Consider the following 25,313-nt stretch of genomic DNA (forward strand, 5'->3'; position numbering starts at 1 on the left):
TAGCCGTAATACGGGAAGGAGTAGATCTGGACTAACTTAGGCTAACCGTACTTTCAGGGAGTGCGCTGCGCATCATTAAATCCGCCTCCTCAATTAACTGTGCTGACTTGGGTTTAAAAAACCGGCAAGGGCGATTTGTATATTCATGTTCAGGCTGACCGGTAATTTTTGCAAAAATCAATCGGCACAGATCCTCCAGAAACTCCCAAACTCTTAAAAATCCACGATGACGCTTTAATGGTTCATAGCGAGGATCGGCCGCAAGTGAAGGAATTTGATCTGGGGTTATTTTATGACCAGGTATATTCATATAGAGTTTGATTAAATGAACTGTACGAACGGCTTGCAGGAATAATTCTGCTTCAACAGGGAATTGATTCCTTAACTTGAAATAGTGAGCATAATGCTGTCTTAGTTCCAGCGGGCAGTCCATTAATTCATTGGTTTCATTATAAGACATATCCGTGATCAGCAACGCAGGTTTCAGATCCAGCAATGGCTTGACGGATAATTTTGGATCAGGGCAAAGTCTCATGTATGCCTGGATAACACTCAGGTCCTTTTTATTCTGCAATTCGAAGAGAATATCGCGTAGAAGTTGCGAGGCTTTATGGCATTGAGATTCATCAAAAGATAATTCTTTGATTGATTGATGTAAGGCATGATACCAATTTTGAACTTCGTCAGGATGATTTACCAATAGAGACAAATTTTCATGATGCCACTTATCGATATTATCAAGGGTGGTAAGTAAAAGTGATTTTCTGACAGGAAGCTTTGACATACCAATTTGTTCAGGTGCAGGCGAATTATCTGAAAAATTGGAGTTGAGATGTTCATTATCGTCTTGTTGAGAGAAGCCTTCACTCAAATCAGGGAGTATATCAGTATCCCGTACAGAACCTGGAACAACTGCATCATAAGCCATTGGAGTATCTAATACAGCATCAAGATCAGATAGACGCAATTGAGATGGTGAGTCACCTACGGAAATAAGTTCACATTCTATTGATTTATATTCATCGGAATCCGCATCAGAGGAGGTAGCAACAGTGGGTACTGTAACACCTTTATCGGCGGTATCTGTGAGCATCAAATCAGGTGAATGAGAAACTAATAGCTCCGTTGATTCAGAATCATCAGAATATGACTCTGAGCTGCTTACTTCAGTAGCTTCATAGGGTGAAGCAACACTATTAGTATCAATTTGTGTCTCCTTTGACCAGTCAGAGTCTTCATCTGCAGATTCTGGTGAGGATGAATGGTCGGAGGTCTCACTCATTTCAGAAACAAAGTCACGGCTCTCTTCAGGAACTGGAGTTTCATCGACTAATGACTCAGAAATTGTGGCATCTCGGATTACAGTCTTTTCGTCCTGGACCTGAGGAAGAGGGAGACGCTTTAGTTCTTCAATTTGTTCAGCGATATTTTTTGCTAATACAATTAAATGAGCGCCAATTTTATCTATTTGTTCTTTTGAAAGCAGCTGTCCTTTTCGTGAGTCAATGTGCTGGATAATAAGTTCCTGATCCATAATCGCATCATCAAGTTCTTCAATTATAACATTAAGTTGCTGCAAATTAATGAGATAGCGCTTGCATGTTTTTAACAGGGCCCGTTCTTTTTGCAGCGGCTCTTCTGTCAACAGGTTACCGTCATCCTTTTCAGCTTCTTCTATAGTTGGAAGTTCACCATCGTTTTCAATGGTTAACCTGAATTCATTTCGCAAAGCTTCTATCGTCAGGACAATAGAACTTAATTCGCTTAATTTATCTAAGGTTGCCTTGCATTGGTCAAGCGAATCGGAAACTGCTGGCAAGCTTTTAATTAATGTCAAATAGCAATCGATAGCAGGGGTATTTTGAGTCAGGTTAATTGCATCAACTCCAGATGGTATAGACCTGAGCAAGACAATCGTATCAGTAATTAATTGCATCAAACCTTGATCTTCAGTCTCAGGATTATCCAGGACGATTCGCTCAAGCTGTATCTGCTCTTTGAGGAGCGCTTCCTTTTGGAGAATAAACTCCTTTCTTCTGTCCAATAATTGCAAGAAGATGAATGATTGCGCATACATATTCTGTTGTTCATCATATTGCTGATTTGAATTCAACCATGAGAACCACGCAGAGGGATCTACATAGGACCAGACACTGCTTTGCCTGCTTTCGTAAGCAGAAAGAAGTTCAGGGATATTCGTGCTTTCTTCAAACTCCTGCCTTATTTGGGATTGTACCTCTGCAGAGAGTGTCGACTCAGAAATATCCTTTTCAATCTTGGATAACTTTTCTTCAAGGTCTTGTATTTCTCGCATCACCCCATCTTTCTTTGACTGCAGTTCAGTGACAGATAATTGCCGGGCAAATTGGCTTTGCAAACGTTCACCGTCTTTAAGAGTGCGATCCAGTTTGAATATTTCTTTTTGAATGGATGCGGCAATGGTGTTTAACCGAGGCGATGATACATCGGCATCAGGAATGAAGCCGGCAGCCATCAATTCTTCACTGGATGCAGCTAATTTATGCTTAAGCAGAGTTAATTGTAATTTAGCTCTCTTCAGGTCAGTTTCCCGGATTAATCTCTCAAGTTCCACATCCAGGTCGGTAACAAAAGTGTGCTGCATATCATTCAATTCAGGAAAATGAACCGGCGTGGCTAAAGGATTTTGTGTTTGCAAAAAAATATTTGCTGCCTTATCTATTATTGCATAGTCAGTAGTTAACAGCTGCTGCGATATTTGAATCTTTTTAAATAAAGCATCACGGGTAAGTAGTGCCTCATTATTTGCTTCGATCAGGGTGTCTAGCCTTTTCTGGTTTAACTCCTGGTCTTTTAATTCCTCAGTTAGATTCAAGTACTCAGTTGTGAGTGCTTTTAAGTGTAATAAAATTTGATGCTGAGCTGCAACATCAGCAGATGGAGACTCTTCGATTAGTGAGTATGAATCAAAAATTACTTTTAAAAATAAAGGGTCAACAGGTTGAGTTAAAGCAGAAATGTCATTCATTAAACGCAGTATGAGTTCGTTCATTTGGTATACCCTCCGTGTACAGACACTAGGATTCTATCCAAATCAGAAGACTAAGCAAGTAGCAAATGAGAATTTATGTAAAATAAATGACAAAAGATTCATTAAAAAAAACACATAAATAGTGCTACACTTCTGTCTCAAGTTTGGGTATAGTCCACCTTTGCAATAGGGAGTGAATATGAGACAAAAAATGGTGGCCGGCAATTGGAAAATGAATGGCCAGTTTCAACAGGTGAAGCAATTAACCAATGACTTAAACGAATTAATCGCTTCTTCTGTAACAGCCCAGGTTGTAGTGATGCCACCTGCTGTTTATCTTCCCATGGTGAGTGAGATACTTCGTTCATCAGCTATTGCTACAGGCGCGCAAAATATTTATCCGAAAGATTTTGGCGCTTATACCGGAGAGCATTCTGCTCCGATGTTAAAGGATTTCAATTGCCGTTATGTCTTGGTAGGACATTCGGAGCGCAGACAATATTTTCATGAAGATGAAAATTTTGTAGCGCAAAAATTCCACCATGTAAAAGAACATGATATGATACCTGTTCTTTGTGTGGGTGAGACGCTTATTGAGCGTGAAAAAGAACAAACAGAACAAGTAATTGCCAGGCAATTGCTGGCTGTAAGCGAAAACGGTAAAGACTGTTTCAAAAATTGTATCATCGCTTATGAACCTGTTTGGGCTATTGGTACTGGTAAAACAGCTTCACCGGAACAAGCACAGGAAGTTCACCATTTCATTAGAGATATGGTTGCAAAGATAAATAAGAGTGATGCTGAACAGTTAACACTCCTTTACGGAGGCAGTGTAAACGAAAATAATGCCAGAGCATTATTTGCCATGCCAGATATTGATGGTGGTTTGGTAGGCGGCGCATCGTTGAATGCAAAACAGTTTGTGGAAATTGTGAAATGTATCAATTGATATTAATGATTCATGTATTAGTAGCGGTGACCTTAATTGGTCTGGTGCTTATACAACATGGTAAAGGTGCTGATATAGGCGCTGCTTTTGGTTCTGGTGCATCAAATACATTATTTGGCAGCCAGGGAACCGGAGGCTTTTTGTTTAAATTAACCGGTGGTTTAGCCCTGACATTTTTTGTCACCAGCTTGACGTTATCCTACTTGGTCTCCATGCAGAACCAAAGAGCAGAACAACAAGCAATACCGCAACAAACCAACGTACCAGTGAACTCCGTTCCAGTACCGGTTGATAACAGCCAGCAGTAATAAATATGTAAGTATTTTCCTTTGCATGATTAGCCAAGGAACAGTAAAAAAGATGTGATCCTCAGATTTGAGTGCAGGTTGAACGATCTGGGTGGGGGGAAAAAGCGCAGCATACATCAGTATGTGAGCATTTTTCCCCCCACCCAGATCGTTCAAGATGCACCAAATATGAGAGAGCACAAGAGTTATGCCGAAGTGGTGGAATTGGTAGACACGCCGTCTTGAGGGGGCGGTGGCGTAAGCCGTGCCGGTTCGAGTCCGGCCTTCGGCACCATTATATAATCCGAGCAAGGTGAACTGATGCTATCTCAATATTTACCCGTTCTCGTATTCATCATAATAGGCTTGTTGTTAGGCCTTGCGATGATAGGGGGTGCTTCATTATTTTCCAAACACAGCCCTGATCCAGAGAAAAACTCACCATATGAGTGTGGCTTCAGTGCATTTGAAAGTTCGCATATCCCTTTTGATGTTCGGTTCTATCTTGTTGCTATATTATTTATCATTTTTGATTTGGAAACAGCCTTCTTTTTCCCCTGGGCACTGGCCTTACGTAAAATTGGCTGGTTCGGCTTCTTAGGCATGATGCTTTTTCTGGGATTATTGGTCATCGGATTTATTTACGAATGGAAACGAGGTGCTTTAGAGTGGGAATAACTCTATCTCGTTCAACGTCAAGAACACTCTCCGAGTATTCTTTTTATTATTTAACTGCTTAGAGGCTTGCTATGGCGGTTGCAGAATTGCAAAAAAATGGTTTTGGAATGACTTCGGTCGATAAACTGGTCGGTTGGGCTCGTAGTGGCTCTATGTGGCCTATGACTTTTGGTTTGGCTTGTTGTGCAGTAGAAATGATGCACGTAGGTGCTGCGCGCTATGATCTGGACAGATTCGGAATTATTTTCCGTCCCAGTCCGCGCCAGTCAGATGTTATGATTGTAGCGGGTACTTTGTGCAATAAAATGGCTCCTGCTTTACGTAAAGTATATGATCAGATGCCTGAACCACGCTGGGTAATTTCCATGGGTTCCTGTGCTAATGGCGGCGGATATTATCATTATTCATACTCTGTAGTTCGCGGGTGTGACCGTATTGTTCCAGTAGATGTTTATGTGCCTGGTTGTCCACCGACTGCTGAAGCACTTCTCTATGGCATAATCCAATTGCAAAATAAAATCAAACGCAAAAATGTATTAGAAGCATAAGACCTCATCAAAGGTGCAAAACAGATGACTAAAAACGATTATTTGGTTGAACAGCTTAATGCTGAGTTAGCAAATCATATAACCGAAGTGAGTATCGCTTATGGTGAAGTGACGCTGGAATGTAATGCGGATAATTTAAAGCCAATAATGATTGAATTACGTGATCATGAAGCATTTTCTTTCGATCAATTGATAGACTTATGCGGCGTAGATTACCTGACTTATGGTGAATATGACTGGGAAACCGATTCCGCTACAGAAAATGGCTTTTCCCGTGGTGTAGAGCGCCAGGAAGCAAAAGCTTATGTAATGGATAAGCCACGATTTGCAGTGGTTTATCATTTGCTGTCCACTAAGAAAAATCATCGCTTGCGCGTCAAATTATTCATTGAAGAAAGCCATTTAATAGTGCCTTCAGTGCATGACTTATGGAAAGGTGCGAATTGGTTTGAACGTGAAGCTTATGATTTATATGGAATTCTTTTTGACGGACACCCTGATTTAAGACGTATTCTAACTGACTATGGCTTCATCGGGCATCCATTCCGCAAAGATTTCCCTTTAAGCGGTCAGGTGGAAATGCGCTATGATGCAAAAGCCGCAAAAGTAATTTATACCCCAGTTGATATAGTACCAAGAATATTAGTGCCTAAAGTTATCCGTAATGATAACAGGTACATGGGGAATGAGGATGGCGAAAAATGATAGAACTTAAAAATTATACTTTAAATTTTGGTCCTCAACATCCTGCAGCTCACGGTGTTTTGCGTCTTGTTCTTGAACTGGAAGGCGAAACTATAGTTCGTGCCGACCCTCATATTGGCCTGCTGCACAGGGCAACTGAAAAACTTGCGGAAACCAAACCTTACATCCAAAGCATCGGTTACATGGACCGACTGGATTATGTATCGATGATGTGTAATGAACACGCCTACGTACGATCAATAGAAAAGCTATTGGGTATAGAGGCCCCCATACGTGCGCAATATATTCGTACTATGTTTGATGAAGTGACTCGAGTATTAAATCACCTCTTGTGGCTTGGCGCCATTGCGCTGGATATCGGTGCCATGACGGTGTTCCTGTATTGTTTCAGAGAGCGTGAAGACCTGTTTGATTGTTATGAAGCTGTATCAGGTGCGCGTATGCATGCAACGTATTATAGACCTGGTGGCGTGGCAAGAGATCTGCCTGATACTATGCCACAGTACAAGCCCTCCCGATGGCATAATGATCGTGAAGTAGAGAAAATGAATGCCAACAGACAGGGCAGTCTCCTGGATTTTCTTTGGGCATTCACAGAGCGTTTTCCGCATTGTGTTGACGAGTATGAAACACTTCTGACCGATAACAGAATTTGGAAACAGCGTACCGTAGATATAGGAGTTGTGTCTCCGGAAGATGCATTGCAATGGGGTTTTACCGGTCCCATGCTCAGAGGTTCTGGTATTGCCTGGGATTTACGTAAAAAGCAAAGTTATGCCGCTTATGACAAGGTAGAATTTGACATCCCCGTAGGTAAAACCGGAGATTGTTACGACCGTTATTTAGTCCGAGTTGAAGAATTAAGGCAATCTAACCGCATCATCCGCCAATGCATTGAATGGTTAAGAAAGCATCCAGGGCCAGTTAAAGTTGACGATCATAAAATCACACCACCAAGACGCGTTGAAATGAAGCATGATATGGAAGCTTTGATTCACCATTTTAAGCTGTTTACTGAAGGCTTTTGCTTACCGCGCGGCGAAGTGTACTCTGCTGTGGAAGCGCCCAAAGGAGAGTTTGGCATCTACATGATCTCAGATGGTGCGAACAAGCCCTACCGCATGAAAATTCGTGCACCAGGATTTGCACACCTTTCCAGTTATGACGATATGGCAAAAGGACATATGTTGGCCGATGGCGTGGCAATTTTAGCAAGCCAGGATATAGTGTTTGGTGAAATAGACCGATAATTTAAATCTGATGTCCTTTACTCTGGCCATCAGTAATTACAACGAGATAAAGGTTTAGAAATGTCTGATAATTCAGCAAAAATATTACATCAATTTATGCCCGCAAAGCTCATGCGTGATATAAACCATTGGATAGCGAAATATCCAGCAGATCAAAGACAATCCGCTGTGATGAGTACATTGCGCATTGTACAGGAAGAACATGGCCATTTGACTCCTGAACTTATGGATGCGGTTGCTGATTATCTTGATATGGCTCCTATTGCAGTTTATGAAGTAGCCAGCTTTTACACTATGTACGAACATAAGCCCGTAGGAAAGCATTTGGTTAATGTATGTACCAACATTTCCTGCTTATTAAGAGACTCAGCAGGTGTAGTTGAGCATTTAGAAAAGAAACTGGGCATCAAGTTGGGTGAAACCACTGATGACGGTCGATTTACTTTAAGGTCGGTAGAGTGCCTGGGTGCTTGTGTCAATGCACCAATGATGCAGGTGGACAAAGATTATCATGAAAATCTGACTGCCGAATCTATAGATGCAGTGTTGGAACAATACCAATAAGATAGAGGTGGCTGCCATGATTGAATTAAACCAAGTATGTTATCGAACAGTTCATTTATCAGAGCCCTGGACTCTATCTGCATATGAAAGTGTTGGTGGTTATAGTGCCTGGCGAAAGATATTAAAAGAACAAACTCCACCTCAGGTAATTATTGATGAATTAAAAACCTCTGCTCTGCGCGGACGAGGTGGTGCGGGCTTTCCCACAGGCCTCAAGTGGAGTTTTATGAACCGTAATTCTCCAGTTCAAAAATACGTGGTATGTAATTCCGATGAGGGTGAGCCGGGGACCTGCAAAGACAGAGAAATATTAAGCTTAAATCCGCATCAGCTTATTGAAGGTATGGCCATAGCTGGTTACGTCATGGGTGCGACCGTTGGCTATAACTATATTCGTGGTGAGTTCTGGTTACCTTATGAGCGTACAGAAGCAGCATTAAAAGAAGCTTATGAAGCCGGCCTGCTGGGAAAAAATATTTTAGGCAGCGGTGTCGATTTTGATCTTTATAATCATTTGGGTGCTGGCGCTTATATTTGTGGTGAGGAAACCGCATTATTGAATTCTCTGGAAGGTAAAAAAGGACAGCCGCGCTTCAAGCCTCCCTTCCCGGCTAACTATGGTTTATACGGTAAACCCACAACGATTAATAACACAGAAACTTTTGCGTCAGTACCCGTTATTATGGAAAAGGGCGGCGAATGGTTTTTAAAACTGGGTAAGCCTAATAATGGCGGTACAAAATGCTTTAGTGTCAGTGGTCACATCAATAAGCCCGGTAATTTCGAAATTCCTTTGGGAACCCCCTTTAAAACGCTTCTGGATTTAGCAGGCGGTGTACTCGAAAACCGGAAAATCAAGGCTGTAATTCCTGGTGGTACTTCTATGCCCGTACTTCCTGGCGATGTAATGCTGGGTCTTGATATGGATTATGACAGTATTCAAAAAGCAGGCTCAGGCCTGGGCTCTGGTGCCGTGATTATTATGGATGAAACAACCTGTATGGTTGATGCACTGTACCGCATTTCTGAATTCTACATGGATGAGTCATGTGGCCAATGTACCCCTTGCCGCGAAGGTACTGGCTGGTTGGTACGGCTTTTACATCGGATTAAACACGGTCATGGTGAACCGGGTGATGTAGAAAAGTTAGTGAATGTGGCAAATAACATTGAAGGACGCACAATCTGTGCATTAGGTGAGGCTGCAGCTTGGCCTGTACAAAGCTTTGTTAAGCATTTCCATAATGAATTTGAATATTTCATTAAGCATAAACGCTCGATCGTTGCAGCATAATTGAGAAGGTTAGACCATGGCTACTATTGAAATCGACGGTAAAACATTAGAAGTAGATAACGGTAAAATGATTATTGAAGTAGCAGATGATGCGGGAATTTATATTCCCCGTTTTTGTTACCATAAAAAATTGTCAGTGGCAGCAAACTGCCGTATGTGTCTGGTTGAAGTTGAGAATGGAAGGAAGCCGGTTCCTGCCTGCGCAACTCCTATTACCAATGGCATGAAAGTATTTACCAAATCGGAACAGGCACTGCATTCACAGAAAGTAGTTATGGAGTTTCTGCTTATAAATCACCCCTTGGATTGCCCTATCTGCGATCAAGGCGGTGAGTGTGAGTTACAAGACGTTTCCATGGGCTTTGGTCATGATGAATCTGATTACACCGAAAGCAAGCGAGCGGTTGAAGATGATGACCTGGGCGTTTTAATCGCAACTGAAATGACTCGTTGCATTCATTGTACCCGTTGTGTTCGTTTTGGTGATGAAGTAGCTGGCGTGAGAGAGCTCGGTGCTACCGGGCGTGGCGAAGACATGCAAATAGGTACTTATGTCAAACACAGCATGACATCAGAAGTATCAGGGAATATTATCGATTTATGTCCTGTAGGTGCACTAACTTCCAAACCCTATCGCTTTACTGCGAGGGCCTGGGAATTAACACAGCATGACGGCGTTGCTCCCCATGATTGCCTTGGATCAAACATTTATTTACATACGCGAAATAACACGCTGATGCGAGTGGTTCCTAAAGAAAATGAATCAATTAATGAAACATGGTTGTCAGACCGAGACAGATTCAGTTATCTGGGATTAAAAAGCGAAGCGCGTGCCAGCAAGCCACAAATTAAGCGCAATGGTCAATGGGAAACTGTTGATTGGGAAACAGCGCTGAAATTCGCAGCAGAAGGAGTCAGCCGAGTCATTAAGAACAATGGCCCGGAACAAATGGCTGCTTTCGCTTCTAGCTCTTCTACTCTTGAAGAGATGTATTTATTACAAAAATTAATGCGTGAAATTGGTGTGCAGAATATTGACCACCGATTACAGCAGACCGATTTCAGAGATCAGTTTAATCAGTCTACAACGCCAGTAAGTACTCTGCCTTATGCAGAAATAGAGCACCAAAATTCTATTATTCTGATTGGGTGTAATATTGACCGCGAAGTACCTCTGGCTGGAGTGCGCGTACGTAAAGCTTTCCGAAATGGCGCGAAAATACATGCTATCAACCCAGTATCTTTCGAATACCGTTTTGATCTTGATACCAACACAGTCATTTCGCCTTTAGAAATGCCTATGCAATTGGCAAAACTGGCCTTAGCTTTGGCTTCCGATGTTAAAACATTACCTGAAGAAGTACAAAAGCTGCTGATAGGTCTTGAAGTTGATAAAGAATCAAAGAAAGCAGCGAAGGCACTTAAAGAAGAAAAAGCCTGCATCATTACCGGCGCTTTGTGCGAAAACCACCCTGAAGCCTCCTTATTACGGACCCTGGTTTCGGTGATTAAAAAGTTAAGCGGTGCTTCAGTACTAAGGTTAACCACTGGTGCTAACTCAGCGGGAGCATGTATTGCCGGAATGTTGCCACATCGTACTGTTGCGGGCAAGAATGTAGTTGAACCAGGGCTTGATGTACAAGAAGCTTTAGATGCCAAGTTAAAAGGTTATTTCCTCATGGCTGTGGAGCCTGGATTTGATTTTGCCAATCCACATGGTGCAAGACAATCCATGCTTGCTGCAGAGTTTGTGGTGATGCTTTCAGCATACCACCATGATTCCATGCGCGATTACGCCGATGTGATCTTGCCTATTGCTCCTTTTGCTGAAACTTCAGGTACTTATATCAATGTTGATAATACCTGGCAGACTGTAAAAGGTGCCATGCTTCCACATGGTGAAGCACGTCCGGCGTGGAAAGTGTTACGAGTACTTGGTAACCTGTTGCATTGCAAAGGATTTGAATATACTTCCACTGAAGATATTCTGACAGACATAAAAGACAGTGTTGCAATGACCATGACTCAGGAATACACACCCTATTATCCTGAGTCATTACCTGTTATTAACCAGTCTTTAGTTCGTGTAGGCGAGTGGCCTCTATATCGTATCGATCCAATCGTCAGAAATGCAAAAGACCTGCAATTATGTGCAGCTTCTGAATCAGCATGTATAAGGATTAATCCCCTTACTGCAGATAGATTGAATTTAGAAGAAATTGCCACTGTATCTCAGGGTGATATTGAGATAACATTGCCGCTAAAACGTGATGAGCGTATTGCGGCAGATGTTGTGTGGGTAGCAAACGCAATGCCTGAGACAGTTGATTTAGGCCATTCATTTGCTGCAATAACTATTAAGCGCTAGATAGGTAAAAAAATGCTTCAAAATATTAGCATATTGATTTGGATCATCATTAAAATCCTCGTGATAGTAGTTCCGCTACTAATATGCGTTGCTTACCTTACCTATGCTGAGCGTAAGGTTATTGGCTATATTCAGGTACGGATAGGTCCAAACCGAGTTGGATTGAAAGGCCTGCTACAGCCTTTTGCGGACTTGATTAAGTTAATTACTAAAGAAATTATAGTACCGACTAAATCAAACAAATATTTATTTGTCATTGCACCTTTGTTTGCTTTGGCACCATCTCTGGCTGGTTGGGCGGTAATCCCTTTCCAGGAAGGTATGGTACTGGCAAATATTAATGCAGGGGTACTTTATGTATTTGCGATGAGTTCACTTGGTGTCTATGGTGTCCTGATTGCAGGCTGGGCCTCTAACTCCAAATATGCCATGTTTGGTGCATTAAGAAGTACAGCGCAAACAGTATCTTATGAAATTGCTATGGGCTTTTCCTTTGTTGGCGTGTTGCTGGCAGCTGGCAGCATGAACCTGACTGACATTGTTCTTTCACAAAAAGGCGGTATTTTGCATTGGTGGTTCATTCCGCTTTTACCCTTGTTCCTGGTGTTTTGGATTGCCGGTATTGCAGAAACTAACCGTGCTCCTTTTGACCTGGCTGAAGGTGAGTCAGAAATTGTAGCTGGATTCCATGTAGAATACTCAGGGATAGGTTTTGCCTTATTCTTCCTGTCGGAATATGCCAGCATGATCTTGATTTCGACCGTGATGGCCCTGTTATTCATGGGGGGATGGTTATCGCCTTTCGATGGAATTTCTGTTCTTGAAGAGATATTTTTTATAGTTCCAGGTTTTGTCTGGTTGCTATTAAAAATCAGCTTCTTCCTTTTTGTGTATTTATGGGTAAGAGCTACATTTCCGCGTTACCGCTATGATCAGCTCATGCGTTTGGGCTGGAAAGTACTTATTCCGGTTACCATCGTTTGGATTATTGTAACTGCATTAATGGTTGTTACTCACGTTAAACCTTGGTTTTAATGGTTAATAGAGAAGCCGATGAAAAAAGCATATCGATATTTAAAACACTACATACGCAGTTTTCTTTTGTTAGAACTTTTATCTGGTTTAAAGCTGACAGGTAAATATTTCTTCAAGACGAAAACCACAGTACAGTTCCCTGAGGAACATACGCCCATATCACCTCGGTTCAGGGGCTTGTTGGCATTGCGCCGCTATCCTAATGGTGAAGAGCGATGCATAGCCTGTAAACTCTGTGAGGCCGTATGCCCGGCGTTGGCAATTACTATTGAATCGGATGAACGTGAAGATGGTTCGAGACGTACTACGCGTTATGATATTGACATGTTCAAATGCATCAATTGCGGATTATGTGAAGAGTCTTGCCCTGTTGATTCTATAGTCGTAACCCCAATACATCATTACCATATCAGCGAGCGCGGTCAGAATATTATGACTAAAGAAAAATTGCTGGCACTTGGCGATTTGATGGAACCACAACTTGCGGCAGATCGTACTGCCGATGAAAAGTACCGTTAATGGGGTAATCTATGAATGATTTATTACTGCAGGTAATTTTTTACATTTTCGCTGTCCTGGCCGTAGGCTCTGCACTTATGGTCATAAGCCAGAACAACCCGGTGCGCTGCGTACTGTTTCTGGTTCTCACTTTTTTCGCAAGCTCCGTTTTGTGGATGCTATTGCAAGCCGAATTCCTTGCGCTGATACTTGTGCTCGTTTACGTCGGTGCGGTCATGACATTGTTTTTATTCGTAGTCATGATGCTCAACATTGATATAGAAAGTATGAAAAGCCATTTTATTCGCTATCTCCCTTTCGGCCTGATCATTGTTGCCTTGCTTACCGGACTTTTATTAGTAGCGATACCTGCCGATTCATTTAAAGCAGCTACTCAGGTATCACCAGACATTGTTACTTCCGGATCGCAACTAATCAATGCGCCAGTTCAGGATAACTCAATACCGACTCAAACTGCTGTGTCCAATACAGAAGCTTTAGGTATGGTTTTGTATACAGATTATTTCCTGGCCTTTGAACTTGCCGCAGTCATTTTATTGGTGGCTATAGTCTCTGCAATCACTTTGGTACACAGAGGGGCAGTTCGTTCCAAACGACAAAATATTACACAACAAATTATGACTCAAAGCAGTGATAGAGTTAAATTGGTCAGTATGAAATCTGAGAAATAAAATTGAGGAACCCTTTATGATACCTGTTATTGATTATCTGATATTGGGTGCGATTTTGTTTGGCCTGAGCCTTGTTGGCATCATGCTAAATCGCAAAAATATCATTTTGCTACTTGTCTGTGTTGAACTGATGCTATTAGCCGTTAATACAAATTTTGTAGCCTTTTCTCACTATTACAATGAAGTAGGCGGCCAGGTTTTTGTCTTCTTTATTTTAACAGTGGCGGCAGCCGAAGCTGCAATAGGTCTCGCTATAGTCATGTTGCTGTATCGCAATCGCGGCAATATTGATGTAGATAAAATGAATCATTTAAAAGGTTAAAATCGTGAGTATACAACAACTTTGTCTGATAATTGTTTTAGCTCCTTTGGTTGGTTCAGCTATTGCTGGCTTTTTCCGTAATCAAATAGGTCGCGTTGGTGCGCATACAGTTACCATCCTTGGCGTATCTATTGCTCTGATATTATCAATCTATGTAGCCTGCGGAATTTTCTCTGGTACCCTACCGACTCACAATGAACTGGTTTACAACTGGGCGAGTGGTGGACTTTTAATTCCATATGAATTCAATATTGGCTTTTTAATTGATCCTTTAAGCGTATCCATGCTGGTTATCGTTAATTTCGTGTCGCTATTGGTACATATATACAGTATCGGCTACATGGCTGATGACGATGGATACCAACGCTTCTTCAGTTATATTTCCTTGTTTACCTTCATGATGTTAATGCTTGTCACATCCAATAACTTTTTACAACTGTTCTTTGGATGGGAAGGTGTTGGCCTGGTATCTTATTTGTTAATCGGCTTTTGGTATCAAAAAGAATCTGCTCTTGAAGGAAGTCTGAAAGCATTCTTAGTAAACCGAGTGGGTGATTTTGGTTTTGTTTTAGGCATTGCACTTGTTTTTGCTTATACAGGCAGTCTTGATTATGCAACTGTATTTAATAGTGCCAGCTATCTGGCCAGCCAAAATATAGAATTATTCAGTGGCCATTCCTGGTCATTAATGACCGTGATTTGTCTGTTACTTTTCGTTGGTGCCATGGGTAAATCAGCTCAGGTTCCTCTGCATGTATGGTTGCCTGAATCAATGGAAGGCCCAACTCCTATATCCGCTTTGATACATGCCGCTACAATGGTGACTGCTGGTGTGTTCATGGTGGCACGTATTTCTCCGCTGATAGAATTGTCCACAACAGCATTGAGTGTTGTATTGGTTATAGGGGCTACAGGTGCTCTGTTTACCGGAATTCTGGCACTTGTAATGAATGACATAAAAAGGGTTGTTGCTTATTCAACTCTATCGCAGCTTGGTTACATGATGGTTGCAATGGGTGCCTCTGCTTACAGTGCCGGTATGTTCCATTTACTCACTCATGCATGCTTCAAGGCATTATTATTCCTTGGCGCCGGTTCTGTGATTATCGGTATGCATCACGAACAGGACATGAGAAAAATGGGTGGCTTGTGGAATAAAATGCCTATAACGTATGTGACTTTCGTGATTGGCAGTTTGGCTTTGTGCGCCTTCCCTCCTTTTGCCGGGTTTTATTCTAAAGACACCATTATTGAGGCCGCTCAGTTATCGGAAATTCCAGGCAGCAGCTATGCCTACTTCTGTGTATTGATCGGCGCAATGGTGACAGCAATGTATACATTCCGCTCTCTGTTTATGACCTTCCATGGTAAACCCAGAATGGATGAAGAAACATTAAGCCACGTTCATGAGTCTCCATGGGTAGTATGGGTTCCATTGGTTATTCTGGCAGTTCCATCAGTAATTCTTGGTTATGTGCTGTATATGCCCATGCTCTTTGATAATCCAACGTTACTGAGCTCTTCTATTTTTGTCTTACCTGAACATAATGTTCTGGCAGAGTTGTCCAGAGAGGTTACTTCGCCTTTAGCCAGTGCTATTCACTCGCTTCATTCGCTAACATTATGGCTGACTGTTGCGGGAGCTGTGATTGCCTGGGTTTGTTATATTGCCATTCCATCGATTCCAGCATATCTGGCTCGTCATTTATCAGTAATTTATAAGATACTGCTTAACAAATATGGATTTGATAGCTTCAATGACTTCTTTTTTGTCAAAGGAGCTAAAGGAATGGGACGGATGTTCTATAGTGTAGGCGATCAAAAATTAATTGATGGTCTTGTCGTTAATGGAAGCGGTCGTCTGGTTCGTTGGTTTTCCACCAAGGGACGTGCTTTTCAAAATGGTTATCTTTACCATTATGCAACAGTAATGGTATTGGGATTATTAGGCTTTCTGTGCTGGTTGATACTGGGCTGAAGATAAGGTGAAGGTATGCATCATTTGCTCAATTTATTAGTTTGGTTACCGATTATTGGTGGTGTTTTTGTCCTCTTTACCGGGGATGATAACAACCCTAACGTATCGCGTTATTTATCCTTATTCACGGTTTTATTGTGTTTAATCATATGCATCCCATTGGTTTCGGGCTTTGATTTGCAAACCTTCAGTATGCAATACATCGAAGAGATTCCGTGGATGCCCTCCTTAGGCATAAGCTATAGCCTTGGCATCGATGGTTTGTCTCTGTTACTTATCGTATTAAGTATTTTTACCAATTTAATCGTCATTCTGGCGACATGGGACAGTATAACCAAGAGGGTTGCGCAATATCTGGCTGCTTTTCTCATTATGCAGGGCTTGCTGGTTGGTGTATTTTCGGCAATGGATGCGATTTTATTCTATATATTCTGGGAAGCAACGCTTATCCCAATGTATCTGATCATTGGTATTTGGGGTTCAGACAACCGTGTTTACGCAGCGATTAAATTTTTCCTCTATACATTTTTAGGTTCAGTACTCATGCTGGCCAGCTTCTTGTATATGGGCTACATAGCCGGATCATTCAAGATTGAAACGTTCTATGCTATCAAGTTATCGATGACTGCACAGACACTAATCTTTATTGCGTTCTTCCTTGGTTTTGCAATCAAGATCCCTATGTTTCCGGTGCATACATGGTTACCTGATGCTCATACTGAAGCACCAGCTGGCGGTTCAGTGATCCTGGCTGCAATCCTGTTGAAGCTGGGGGCTTATGGGTTCATTCGTTTCTCTCTGCCAATTGTTCCTGATGCTTGTAGCAAGTATGCATCATTGATGGTTGTCCTTTCTTTGATTGCGGTGGTTTATATAGGACTGGTAGCTATCATCCAGAAGGATATGAAAAGACTTATTGCCTATTCATCTATTTCGCACATGGGTTTTGTGACTATAGGTTGCTTTGCCATATTTGCTATTGCCAAGAATACAGGCTTGAGCAGTGCTGGATTAGTATTGGAGGGAGCTATAGTCGTTATGATTTCCCATGCCTTTGTTTCCAGTGCAATGTTTGCCGGAGTCGGGTATATATACGACAGAATGCATACACGAAATTTGGCTGACTTTGGCGGTATTGTGAATACCATGCCTGTCTTTGCTTCATTTTTCATGTTGTTCGCAATGGCAAATGCAGGTTTACCAGGCACATCAGGCTTTGTTGGCGAATTTATGGTAATTGTCGGAAGTATAAAAGCAGGCTTTTGGGTTGCATTTTGGGCTGCTTCCACTTTAATTATTGGCGCTGCTTATACATTATGGATGTACAAGCGGGTTATTTTTGGCCCTGTGGCAAACGAAAAAGTAGCTGCACTAAAAGATATATCCGGTTTTGAGCTCAGTGCTTATGCATTGCTTGCCCTGATGGTCATAGCAATGGGTGTGTATCCAAAACCCATGCTGGAATACGTACATCAAACTGTAAGCCATACTTTGGCATTGGCTGATAAATCAAAACTGTAACATTGCAAGGTTAATCAATATGATCGCATTACTTGAAAATATACATGTAGCACTCCCTGAGATAATAGTGTTAATCACTGCGTGTCTTGCATTGCTTGCCGACTTATTTTTTCGACACAAATGCAAGTCAGCAGCATTTTACACTGCCTGTGCTGGCCTAATTGTTGCTGCGGGAGTAAGTTATCTCTTTATTGGCAGTTACAAGCTGCTTATATTAAACAGTATGTTTATCAGTGATGATGTGGGACATATAATGAAATTTTTCATTTATCTCACTGTCTTATTGAGCTTCATCTATTCAAGAAATTATATTGATGAACGACAAATGCCTGCAGGTGATTATTATGTATTAGGATTGTTTTCCACATTGGGAATGATGATCCTGGTATCATCCCATTCGCTTTTGACCATATATCTTGGGCTTGAATTAATGTCATTGCCTCTATATGCCATGACTGCAATCCGCCGAACAGACAGTGATGCCTCTGAAGCTGCTATGAAATATTTTGTTATGGGAGCAATTGCTTCGGGGATGCTGTTGTATGGTATTTCTTTAATATATGGCGCGACTGGTAAACTGGATTTATTGGAAATTGCCAATACTGTTGCTGTAAATTGGCAACAGCAAAATACGCTGTTGGCCTTTGCCCTTGTCTTTATTCTGGCAGGTGTGGGTTTCAAACTGGCAGCTGTCCCTTTTCACATGTGGGCTCCTGATGTGTATCAGGGGGCACCCAGCTCTGTAACCTTGTTCATTAGTACTGCACCAAAAGTTGCTGCATTAGGGATGGCATTCAGATTATTAACGATTGGTTTAATTGACATTACCGTCCAATGGCAACAAATAATCCTGGTGATGGCCCTATTATCAGCAGGCCTGGGTAATTTACTGGCTGTTGTACAAACCAAAATTAAACGATTATTTGCCTATTCAGCCATATCACACATTGGCTATGCATTATTTGGCGTTTTGGCTGCCAGTACCGCAGGATACGCAGCTGCGTTGTACTATATTGTAGTTTATGCATTAATGTCTGCTGCTGGTTTTGGATTAATAGTTCTAATGTCCAGACAAGGTATGGAAATTGATAGCATAGAGGATTTGAAAGGTCTGAATAAGAGAAATCCCTGGCTTGCGTTCATGATGCTTATTGTCATGTTTTCAATGGCAGGGGTTCCACCTACAGTTGGATTCTTCACCAAATTATTGGTGCTCAAGGCATTGGTAGATGTCCAATTAACCTGGGTAGCTATTCTGGGATTACTCTTTACGGTAATTGGTGCTTATTACTATCTGAGGATTGTCAAAATAATGTATTTTGATCAACCTGCTCATCCTGAAAAAGTAGTAATCAGCACTGCTAATAATGTTGTCTATTCACTTAATTGCCTTTCATTATTATATTTGGGAGTATTTCCAGGGGCACTTATAGCCGCTTGTATTAATGCTTTTGTTAATTAATTTATATTCTTTAACAAAAGTGCTTGCTAAGAACGCCAAGTCCCAGTATACTTGGCCTCAGTTGACGCGGGGTGGAGCAGCCTGGTAGCTCGTCGGGCTCATAACCCGAAGGTCGTAGGTTCAAATCCTGCCCCCGCTACCACTTTATCAGAACCCCATTTATGGGGTTTTTTATTATGTTTAATAGGGTATTGTGCTAATCTAAGTCAGTTAAACAGACTTGGGCGTGTGCGCCCTTTTTTTGTTTGCTAATATTATGATGCAAGATGAATTAGTACAATTATTATCACCTACAATCAGTGATATGGGATACGAACTCTGGGGTTGTGAATACCTTTCACAGGGGAAGCATTCGCTATTAAGAATTTACATAGATAAGCCAGAAGGCATAGGGATTGAAGATTGTCAGGAGGTCAGCAAACAAGTTAGTGCCTTACTTGATGTAGAAGATCCCATCCCTGGAAATTACAGTTTGGAAATTTCATCTCCTGGAATTCCCAGACCTCTGTTTAGCAGCTGGCAATATCAACGTTACATAGGGTATGTCGTCCAGGTTAAAACCTTTAAACCTGTAAATGGTAAACGCAAGTTATCGGGAACTATTGTCTCTGCTTCAGAAGATGCAGTAGTTTTGGATATAAATAATGAACATCATGAACTACTTTTATCAAATATTGTGAAAGCGAGTTTGACAGTCTAGAGAGGCGAACAATGAGCAAAGAATTGTTATTAGTTGCTGAAGCGTTATCCAATGAGAGAGGCGTTAGTAAAGACGTTATTATACTTGCTATTCAGGCTGCATTGGAGTCTGCGACTCGGAAAATTTTTGGATTGGACATAGGTGTGCGCATTAAAATGGATTCCAAGACTGGAGAATATGAAACCTTCAGATATTGGGATGTGGTTAATGATGACGAATTAGAATACCCGGATCACCAGTTAACCTTAGAGCAAGCAAAAGAGCGTAATCCGTCAATACAAATCGGTGACCGTATAGAAGAGGTAATTCCCTCTATCGAATTTGGACGCATTGAAGCCCAAACTGCGCGTCAGGTTATTATGCAGAAAGTCAGAGAAGCTGAGCGTGAGTTAGTAATCGACCAGTTTCGCAATAAGCTGGGGCAACTCATTTACGGAACGGTTAAAAAGGTTACACGTGACAACATTATTATTGATTTAGGTGGAAAGGCAGAAGCGTTTTTACCCCGTAATGAAATGCTTCCCCACGAAATGTTCAGACCTAATGACAGAGTTCGTGCTTATTTATATGAAATAACACCACAAGCACGTGGTCCCCAGCTTTTTGTGAGCAGGACACGTAATGAAATGCTGGTTGAATTATTCCGGATAGAAGTGCCTGAAATAGGCGAAAACATTATTGACGTTAAATCTGCGGCACGTGATCCAGGAAATCGTGCAAAGATTGCTGTAAAAACAAATGACGGACGTATTGACCCTATAGGTGCTTGTGTTGGTATGCGAGGCGCTCGTGTACAGGCAGTATCCAGTGAACTTGGTGGCGAACGTGTTGATATCATTCTGTGGGATGACAACCCTGCACAATTAGTGATTAATGCCATGGCTCCTGCTGATATTTCCTCTATAGTCGTTGATGAAGACAGTCATACTATGGATTTAGCCGTCGAGAAAGAACAATTATCACAGGCAATTGGACGCAACGGACAGAATGTTCGTCTTGCAAGTCAGCTGACAGGATGGACATTAAATGTAATGACCACCGATGAGTTTGAAAACAAGAATCAGGAAGAATCCGGCAAAATTGTAAAACTGTTTACTTCAGCATTGGAAATTGATGATGAGATCGCCGCGTTGCTGGTAGCACATGGCTTCTCTTCATTGGAAGAGGTTGCTTATGTACCAAAAGATGAGCTGTTAGCTATAGAAGAATTTGATGAAGAGATAGTCGAAGAATTAAGAAATCGTGCAAATGATACTTTGCTCACCATGGCGCTGACATCGGGTAAAGGTCTGGCAGGTTCTCCTGATGATTCACTGTTAGAAATGGAAGGAATGACAGAAGAACTGGCGAATAAACTGGCAAGTAAAGGTATTACTTCCATGGAAGAACTGGCAGAGCAATCAGTAGATGAGCTGCTGGAAATTGACGGTATTTCTGAGGAACAAGCCGGAGCTTTAATTATGAAAGCCAGAGAACCATGGTTTCAATAAACCATGCTTTTTTGATAATCTACACACCAATCTGGTGCAAGTAGTATAGAATATATGCAGTTATTATCGACACTGCGGAAAGGGGACTAAATATGGCGGATGTGACGGTTAAACAATTAGCTCAAGTCGTTGGTATTCCGGTTGAACGCTTATTGAACCAGTTGCAGGAAGCAGGATTGTCTTTTAATGATGATCAACAGACTGTGAATGAAGATCAAAAGCGTATTTTGCTTAATCATTTAAAAGGCAGCTCAGCACGTGATACAAGTGCTGCACCTGAACGAATAACATTAAGGCGTAAAAGCCTGAGTCAAGTTACTGTTGGCCATGATGCCCATAGTGGAAAAACGGTGAATATTGAAGTTCGTAAGAAAAAAACCTTTGTCAAGCGAAGCACTATCGTAGAACAGCCAGAGCCTGAGGAAGTTGTCCTGGCTGAACCAGAAGTTACAGAAGCTGAAGATTTGCATTCAGTATCTCCAGTCGATGATACAGTTCCTTCTGAAGATACAGAGCAAGTTGTTCCAAACGAACAATTCGAAGAAACTGCTCCAGAGATGCAATCAGAAGCTGCCGAAACTACAGTGGAAGCAGACTCTTTGAACGTCTCCTCGGCTGAGGTTATTCAAACTGCAGTGGCTGCTGAAGCTGCTCCTGTAACACCCAAAAAAGAAGAAGTTAAATCTGAAAAGCCAGGAAAGAAGAAACACACAGAACAAACTAATAGCGAATCTGAATCTGCAGAATTTAAGAAGGGTAAAAAGAAACCCAAATATCAAACTTTTGATCGCGAAGACGATGAGCAAGACGCGCATCGCCGGGGTAGCCGCAGCAAATTCAAAAAACGTAAAGGCTCTGAAAAGTCAGATAAATACAGAGAAGCCGAGGAATCGTTAACACACGGTTTTGCTCTGCCCACTATGCCAATAATTAGAGAAGTCCTTATCCCTGAGACGATAACAGTTGCTGAACTTGCAAAACGTATGTCAGTAAAAGTGGCTGAAGTGATTAAAATCATGATGAGCCTTGGCGCTATGGCAACCATAAACCAGGTTATTGATCAGGAAACAGCGCTTATTGTTGTCGAAGAGATGGGGCATAAAGCAGTTGTTATTAAAGAAGATGCTATTGAAGTAGGGCTGGGAGAATCAATATCCAAAGGCAGCAACACAGCATCCAGAGCTCCCGTTGTTACCATTATGGGACATGTGGATCATGGTAAAACTTCTTTACTCGACTACATTCGACGAACCAAAGTTGCTGCAGGTGAAGCTGGAGGTATAACCCAGCATATCGGAGCGTATCACGTAAGTACGCCTAAAGGGGATATTACCTTTTTAGATACCCCTGGACATGCTGCGTTTACCGCAATGAGGGCTCGTGGTGCGCAGGCAACAGATATTGTTATTCTGATCGTTGCTGCAGATGATGGCGCCAAACCTCAGACAATTGAAGCGATTCAGCATGCGAAAGCAGCAAAAGTACCCATTATCGTTGCCATTAATAAAATGGATAAACCGGATGCTGATCCTGAAAAGGTTATGAATGAACTGTCTGTTCACGAAGTGATCCCCGAAGCCTGGGGTGGTGATACGATGTTCGTTAATATTTCAGCCAAGTCTGGTTTGGGTATTGATGATTTGCTTGATTCCATTTTATTACAATCAGAGGTACTGGAACTAACCGCTCTGACGGATGGTGCTGCCAAGGGCGTTGTGATCGAATCACGTCTGGATAAAGGCCGAGGTCCTGTAGCTACTGTATTGGTACAAAGTGGTACCTTACGAAAGGGCGATATATTATTAGCCGGCTTCCAATATGGACGCGTTCGCGCTCTGGTTAGTGATAATGGTGATTTGGTTGAAAGTGCCGGACCATCTATTCCTGTTGAAGTTCTGGGCTTATCTGCTATTCCACATGCCGGAGATGAAGCAGTAGTCGTTCCTGATGAGAAAAAGGCAAGAGAAGTAGCTCTGTTCCGTCAAGGTAAATTCCGTGATGTAAAATTAGCGCGCCGTCAAAAGTCGTCAATAGAAGGCATCATGGAAAATATGACAGCGACAGAATCCAAGGTATTGAACATAGTCTTGAAAGCGGATGTACAAGGTTCGCTGGAAGCAATCTCTGATGCTCTGGTGAAATTATCCAATGATGAAGTGAAAGTTGAAGTCATTTCCAATGGTGTGGGCGGAATTACTGAATCTGACGTTCATTTGGCTATAGCATCTAATGCAATTTTGATTGGTTTTAACGTGAGGGCAGATGCTGGTGCTAAACGCCTGGCTGAGCAAGAGTCAGTGTCCTTACATTATTACAGTGTTATTTATGACATTGTTGATCAGATCAAAGGTGCATTAACCGGAATGCTGGCACCGCAATTTAAAGAAGAAATTATTGGTATTGCTGAAGTACGTGATGTATTCAAATCACCAAAAATTGGTGCTATTGCTGGTTGTATGGTTACGGAAGGTTCTATCAAACGTAATAACCCAATTCGTGTATTACGCTCGAATGTGGTGATTTATGAAGGTACATTGGAATCATTAAGGCGCTTTAAAGACGATGTGGTTGAAGTGCGTCAAGGCTTTGAGTGTGGCATCGGAGTGAAAAATTACAACGATGTAAAACCTGGTGATTTGATTGAAGTATATGAAACTGTAGAAATAAAGCGTGATTTATAATTATGAGTAATAACTTTAAACGAACTGATCGAATTGCTGAGATGATCCAGCGCAAGTTGGCCCAGATAATTCCTCAGGAAGTCAAAGATCCGCGCTTAAAAGGTTTTGTTACCATCTCAGCAGTAAAAGTTGCTGCTGATTTGGGGCATGCCAAAATATATTTTACTATTCTTGATGAGGACAAAAAACTGGCAGCGAGCATTTTAAATGCGGCAGCAAGTTATTTGCGTAGTGCATTGGCAAGAAGCATTACTTTACGCACGGTTCCTCAGTTGCATTTTATTTATGATGAATCAATAGAATATGGTGAACGCTTAAGCCGCCTGATTGATGAAGTCAATCCGCCTTCTTCAGACGATGATGAAAGTAACTAAAAACCTTAGTGCAATAGACGGAATTCTACTTGTAAATAAGCCAGAGGGAATCACTTCTAACAAAGCGCTGCAGCGGGTAAAGCATCTCTTTGGTGCAAAAAAAGCTGGCCATACAGGAAGTCTTGATCCTTTGGCTACCGGAATGTTACCTCTGTGTTTTGGCGAGGCAACTAAAATCTGCCAATATTTACTCGATGCAGATAAATGTTATGAAACAACAGGGTTATTAGGAATAAAGACGAATACCTCTGATTCTACTGGCCAGGTAATAGCGCAAGTTGATGCATTTACCGTGTCAGAAGAACAATTATTGGAAGTCCTGTCACGATACAAGGGCACAATAAAACAGACACCATCTATGTTTTCTGCATTAAAACATAATGGAACACCTTTATATCGTTTCGCACGGGAAGGGATTGAGATTGAACGTAAGGCCCGTGACATTTTAATTAGCCAATTGCAGTTGGATCACTTTGATGGCAAACAGTTTTCCTTAACTGTTAAATGCAGCAAAGGAACCTACATACGTAATCTGGTTGAGGATATTGGTGATGACTTGGGTATAGGTGCTCATGTAACCCGTTTACACAGGTGCTATACTTCAGGATTTGAAAATATGCCGATGTATTCTATAGACGAATTGCAGGAAATGTCTTTAGAACAGAAGCGAGATTGCCTGATTCCTATGGATAAGGCTGTTGATTATTTAACAGCAGTTACTTTGTCAGCGGATGAAGTGCTTACTATTCGTCAAGGCAGAGTAGTTGTTAATAAGTTGGATGTTAATGGAGAAAATTGTGTACGCCTGTATGATGAAGGTGCACAATTTATTGGATTGGGTGAACAAACCAATGGTCATTTAAAAGCGAAACGCTTGCTTGCTTTCCCATCATGATATTAATGGGGC

21 protein-coding genes, 2 tRNA genes and 2 pseudogenes are annotated in these 25,313 nt (G+C 41.7%); 24 read left to right on the plus strand and 1 reads right to left on the minus strand.

The window, feature by feature from the left end:
- Positions 1 to 31: 31 nt before the first annotated feature.
- On the minus strand, positions 32 to 3,031 hold the full coding sequence (locus B094_RS0114815; RefSeq protein ID WP_018578607.1) for a coiled-coil domain-containing protein: 3,000 nt from the start codon (positions 3,029 to 3,031) through the stop codon (positions 32 to 34).
- A 178-nt stretch (positions 3,032 to 3,209) separates the two neighbouring features.
- Between B094_RS0114815 and tpiA the strand changes: the two genes are divergently transcribed.
- The 24 genes and pseudogenes from tpiA (at position 3,210) to truB (ending at position 25,301) form a co-directional block, all read left to right on the plus strand.
- Positions 3,210 to 3,959: a triose-phosphate isomerase gene (gene tpiA, locus B094_RS0114820; RefSeq protein ID WP_018578608.1), complete on the plus strand. Its 750-nt coding sequence runs from the start codon at positions 3,210 to 3,212 to the stop codon at positions 3,957 to 3,959.
- Positions 3,947 to 4,267, plus strand: a complete 321-nt coding sequence (gene secG, locus B094_RS0114825) for a preprotein translocase subunit SecG (protein ID WP_018578609.1) — start codon at positions 3,947 to 3,949, stop codon at positions 4,265 to 4,267. The genes tpiA and secG overlap by 13 nt, the downstream gene beginning before the upstream one ends.
- Before the next feature lie 189 nt (positions 4,268 to 4,456).
- Positions 4,457 to 4,541: transfer RNA gene (locus B094_RS0114830), tRNA-Leu, on the plus strand.
- A 26-nt stretch (positions 4,542 to 4,567) separates the two neighbouring features.
- The gene (ndhC, locus tag B094_RS0114835) at positions 4,568 to 4,924 is read left to right on the plus strand and encodes an NADH-quinone oxidoreductase subunit A (protein WP_018578610.1); all 357 of its coding nucleotides are present in this window, start codon (positions 4,568 to 4,570) and stop codon (positions 4,922 to 4,924) included.
- 71 nt (positions 4,925 to 4,995) lie between these two features.
- Positions 4,996 to 5,472 (plus strand): NuoB/complex I 20 kDa subunit family protein, encoded by a 477-nt coding sequence (locus B094_RS0114840; RefSeq protein WP_018578611.1) that lies wholly within the window; start codon positions 4,996 to 4,998, stop codon positions 5,470 to 5,472.
- Between the two features lie 24 nt (positions 5,473 to 5,496).
- Positions 5,497 to 6,177 (plus strand): NADH-quinone oxidoreductase subunit C, encoded by a 681-nt coding sequence (locus B094_RS0114845; RefSeq protein WP_018578612.1) that lies wholly within the window; start codon positions 5,497 to 5,499, stop codon positions 6,175 to 6,177.
- The gene (locus B094_RS0114850; protein ID WP_018578613.1) at positions 6,174 to 7,427 is read left to right on the plus strand and encodes an NADH-quinone oxidoreductase subunit D; all 1,254 of its coding nucleotides are present in this window, start codon (positions 6,174 to 6,176) and stop codon (positions 7,425 to 7,427) included. The genes B094_RS0114845 and B094_RS0114850 overlap by 4 nt, the downstream gene beginning before the upstream one ends.
- 60 nt (positions 7,428 to 7,487) lie before the next feature.
- Complete coding sequence (nuoE, locus tag B094_RS0114855; protein WP_018578614.1) at positions 7,488 to 7,991, plus strand: NADH-quinone oxidoreductase subunit NuoE; 504 nt, start codon at positions 7,488 to 7,490, stop codon at positions 7,989 to 7,991.
- Positions 7,992 to 8,007: 16 nt separating this feature from the next.
- Positions 8,008 to 9,285 carry an NADH-quinone oxidoreductase subunit NuoF gene (gene nuoF, locus B094_RS0114860; protein ID WP_018578615.1) on the plus strand — a complete coding sequence of 426 codons (1,278 nt, stop codon included), beginning with the start codon at positions 8,008 to 8,010 and terminating at the stop codon, positions 9,283 to 9,285.
- Between the two features lie 16 nt (positions 9,286 to 9,301).
- A complete protein-coding gene (gene nuoG, locus B094_RS0114865; RefSeq protein WP_018578616.1) occupies positions 9,302 to 11,653 on the plus strand; it encodes an NADH-quinone oxidoreductase subunit NuoG in 2,352 nt (783 codons plus the stop codon).
- Between the two features lie 12 nt (positions 11,654 to 11,665).
- Positions 11,666 to 12,688 carry an NADH-quinone oxidoreductase subunit NuoH gene (gene nuoH / locus B094_RS0114870; RefSeq protein WP_018578617.1) on the plus strand — a complete coding sequence of 341 codons (1,023 nt, stop codon included), beginning with the start codon at positions 11,666 to 11,668 and terminating at the stop codon, positions 12,686 to 12,688.
- An 18-nt stretch (positions 12,689 to 12,706) separates the two neighbouring features.
- Entirely contained in the window at positions 12,707 to 13,207 is a 501-nt protein-coding gene (nuoI, locus tag B094_RS0114875; RefSeq protein WP_018578618.1) for an NADH-quinone oxidoreductase subunit NuoI, read from the plus strand.
- A gap of 11 nt (positions 13,208 to 13,218) precedes the next feature.
- Positions 13,219 to 13,878 (plus strand): NADH-quinone oxidoreductase subunit J, encoded by a 660-nt coding sequence (locus tag B094_RS0114880; RefSeq protein ID WP_018578619.1) that lies wholly within the window; start codon positions 13,219 to 13,221, stop codon positions 13,876 to 13,878.
- A gap of 16 nt (positions 13,879 to 13,894) precedes the next feature.
- Positions 13,895 to 14,200, plus strand: coding sequence for an NADH-quinone oxidoreductase subunit NuoK (gene nuoK, locus B094_RS0114885; RefSeq protein WP_018578620.1), 306 nt, complete (start codon positions 13,895 to 13,897; stop codon positions 14,198 to 14,200).
- Positions 14,201 to 14,204: 4 nt separating this feature from the next.
- On the plus strand, positions 14,205 to 16,178 hold the full coding sequence (gene nuoL / locus B094_RS0114890; protein ID WP_018578621.1) for an NADH-quinone oxidoreductase subunit L: 1,974 nt from the start codon (positions 14,205 to 14,207) through the stop codon (positions 16,176 to 16,178).
- 15 nt (positions 16,179 to 16,193) lie between these two features.
- Positions 16,194 to 17,699, plus strand: coding sequence for a complex I subunit 4 family protein (locus tag B094_RS0114895; RefSeq protein ID WP_018578622.1), 1,506 nt, complete (start codon positions 16,194 to 16,196; stop codon positions 17,697 to 17,699).
- Between the two features lie 19 nt (positions 17,700 to 17,718).
- On the plus strand, positions 17,719 to 19,161 hold the full coding sequence (nuoN, locus tag B094_RS0114900; protein ID WP_018578623.1) for an NADH-quinone oxidoreductase subunit NuoN: 1,443 nt from the start codon (positions 17,719 to 17,721) through the stop codon (positions 19,159 to 19,161).
- Between the two features lie 65 nt (positions 19,162 to 19,226).
- Positions 19,227 to 19,303, plus strand: a tRNA-Met gene (locus tag B094_RS0114905).
- A 114-nt stretch (positions 19,304 to 19,417) separates the two neighbouring features.
- Positions 19,418 to 19,861 carry a ribosome maturation factor RimP gene (gene rimP / locus B094_RS0114910; protein ID WP_026254056.1) on the plus strand — a complete coding sequence of 148 codons (444 nt, stop codon included), beginning with the start codon at positions 19,418 to 19,420 and terminating at the stop codon, positions 19,859 to 19,861.
- An 11-nt stretch (positions 19,862 to 19,872) separates the two neighbouring features.
- Positions 19,873 to 21,351, plus strand: a complete 1,479-nt coding sequence (nusA, locus tag B094_RS0114915) for a transcription termination factor NusA (protein ID WP_018578625.1) — start codon at positions 19,873 to 19,875, stop codon at positions 21,349 to 21,351.
- 92 nt (positions 21,352 to 21,443) lie between these two features.
- Positions 21,444 to 21,846: pseudogene (locus tag B094_RS17725) on the plus strand (translation initiation factor IF-2 associated domain-containing protein); the annotation flags it as partial.
- 80 nt (positions 21,847 to 21,926) lie between these two features.
- Positions 21,927 to 24,032, plus strand: a pseudogene (gene infB, locus B094_RS0114920) (translation initiation factor IF-2); the annotation flags it as partial.
- A gap of 2 nt (positions 24,033 to 24,034) precedes the next feature.
- Complete coding sequence (gene rbfA / locus B094_RS0114925) at positions 24,035 to 24,406, plus strand: 30S ribosome-binding factor RbfA (protein WP_018578627.1); 372 nt, start codon at positions 24,035 to 24,037, stop codon at positions 24,404 to 24,406.
- A complete protein-coding gene (gene truB, locus B094_RS0114930) occupies positions 24,393 to 25,301 on the plus strand; it encodes a tRNA pseudouridine(55) synthase TruB (protein WP_018578628.1) in 909 nt (302 codons plus the stop codon). Before rbfA ends, truB begins: the two co-directional genes overlap by 14 nt.
- Positions 25,302 to 25,313 lie beyond the last annotated feature (12 nt).

This window comes from Legionella shakespearei DSM 23087 (genome assembly GCF_000373765.1).
GTDB lineage: Bacteria > Pseudomonadota > Gammaproteobacteria > Legionellales > Legionellaceae > Legionella > Legionella shakespearei.

Excerpts from the sequence above, each read along its gene's own strand:
- nuoE (WP_018578614.1), top strand. The coding sequence starts at position 7,488 with ATGTCTGATAATTCAGCAAAAATATTACATCAATTTATGCCCGCAAAG.
- B094_RS0114880 (WP_018578619.1), top strand. The coding sequence starts at position 13,219 with ATGAATGATTTATTACTGCAGGTAATTTTTTACATTTTCGCTGTCCTG.
- B094_RS0114815 (WP_018578607.1), bottom strand. The coding sequence starts at position 3,031 with ATGAACGAACTCATACTGCGTTTAATGAATGACATTTCTGCTTTAACT.
- nuoN (WP_018578623.1), top strand. The coding sequence starts at position 17,719 with ATGATCGCATTACTTGAAAATATACATGTAGCACTCCCTGAGATAATA.
- rimP (WP_026254056.1), top strand. The coding sequence starts at position 19,418 with ATGATGCAAGATGAATTAGTACAATTATTATCACCTACAATCAGTGAT.
- nuoH (WP_018578617.1), top strand. The coding sequence starts at position 11,666 with ATGCTTCAAAATATTAGCATATTGATTTGGATCATCATTAAAATCCTC.
- B094_RS0114895 (WP_018578622.1), top strand. The coding sequence starts at position 16,194 with ATGCATCATTTGCTCAATTTATTAGTTTGGTTACCGATTATTGGTGGT.
- rbfA (WP_018578627.1), top strand. The coding sequence starts at position 24,035 with ATGAGTAATAACTTTAAACGAACTGATCGAATTGCTGAGATGATCCAG.
- tpiA (WP_018578608.1), top strand. The coding sequence starts at position 3,210 with ATGAGACAAAAAATGGTGGCCGGCAATTGGAAAATGAATGGCCAGTTT.
- nuoI (WP_018578618.1), top strand. The coding sequence starts at position 12,707 with ATGAAAAAAGCATATCGATATTTAAAACACTACATACGCAGTTTTCTT.
- B094_RS0114840 (WP_018578611.1), top strand. The coding sequence starts at position 4,996 with ATGGCGGTTGCAGAATTGCAAAAAAATGGTTTTGGAATGACTTCGGTC.
- nusA (WP_018578625.1), top strand. The coding sequence starts at position 19,873 with ATGAGCAAAGAATTGTTATTAGTTGCTGAAGCGTTATCCAATGAGAGA.
- nuoF (WP_018578615.1), top strand. The coding sequence starts at position 8,008 with ATGATTGAATTAAACCAAGTATGTTATCGAACAGTTCATTTATCAGAG.
- nuoG (WP_018578616.1), top strand. The coding sequence starts at position 9,302 with ATGGCTACTATTGAAATCGACGGTAAAACATTAGAAGTAGATAACGGT.
- truB (WP_018578628.1), top strand. The coding sequence starts at position 24,393 with ATGAAAGTAACTAAAAACCTTAGTGCAATAGACGGAATTCTACTTGTA.
- nuoK (WP_018578620.1), top strand. The coding sequence starts at position 13,895 with ATGATACCTGTTATTGATTATCTGATATTGGGTGCGATTTTGTTTGGC.
- B094_RS0114845 (WP_018578612.1), top strand. The coding sequence starts at position 5,497 with ATGACTAAAAACGATTATTTGGTTGAACAGCTTAATGCTGAGTTAGCA.
- secG (WP_018578609.1), top strand. The coding sequence starts at position 3,947 with ATGTATCAATTGATATTAATGATTCATGTATTAGTAGCGGTGACCTTA.
- B094_RS0114850 (WP_018578613.1), top strand. The coding sequence starts at position 6,174 with ATGATAGAACTTAAAAATTATACTTTAAATTTTGGTCCTCAACATCCT.
- ndhC (WP_018578610.1), top strand. The coding sequence starts at position 4,568 with ATGCTATCTCAATATTTACCCGTTCTCGTATTCATCATAATAGGCTTG.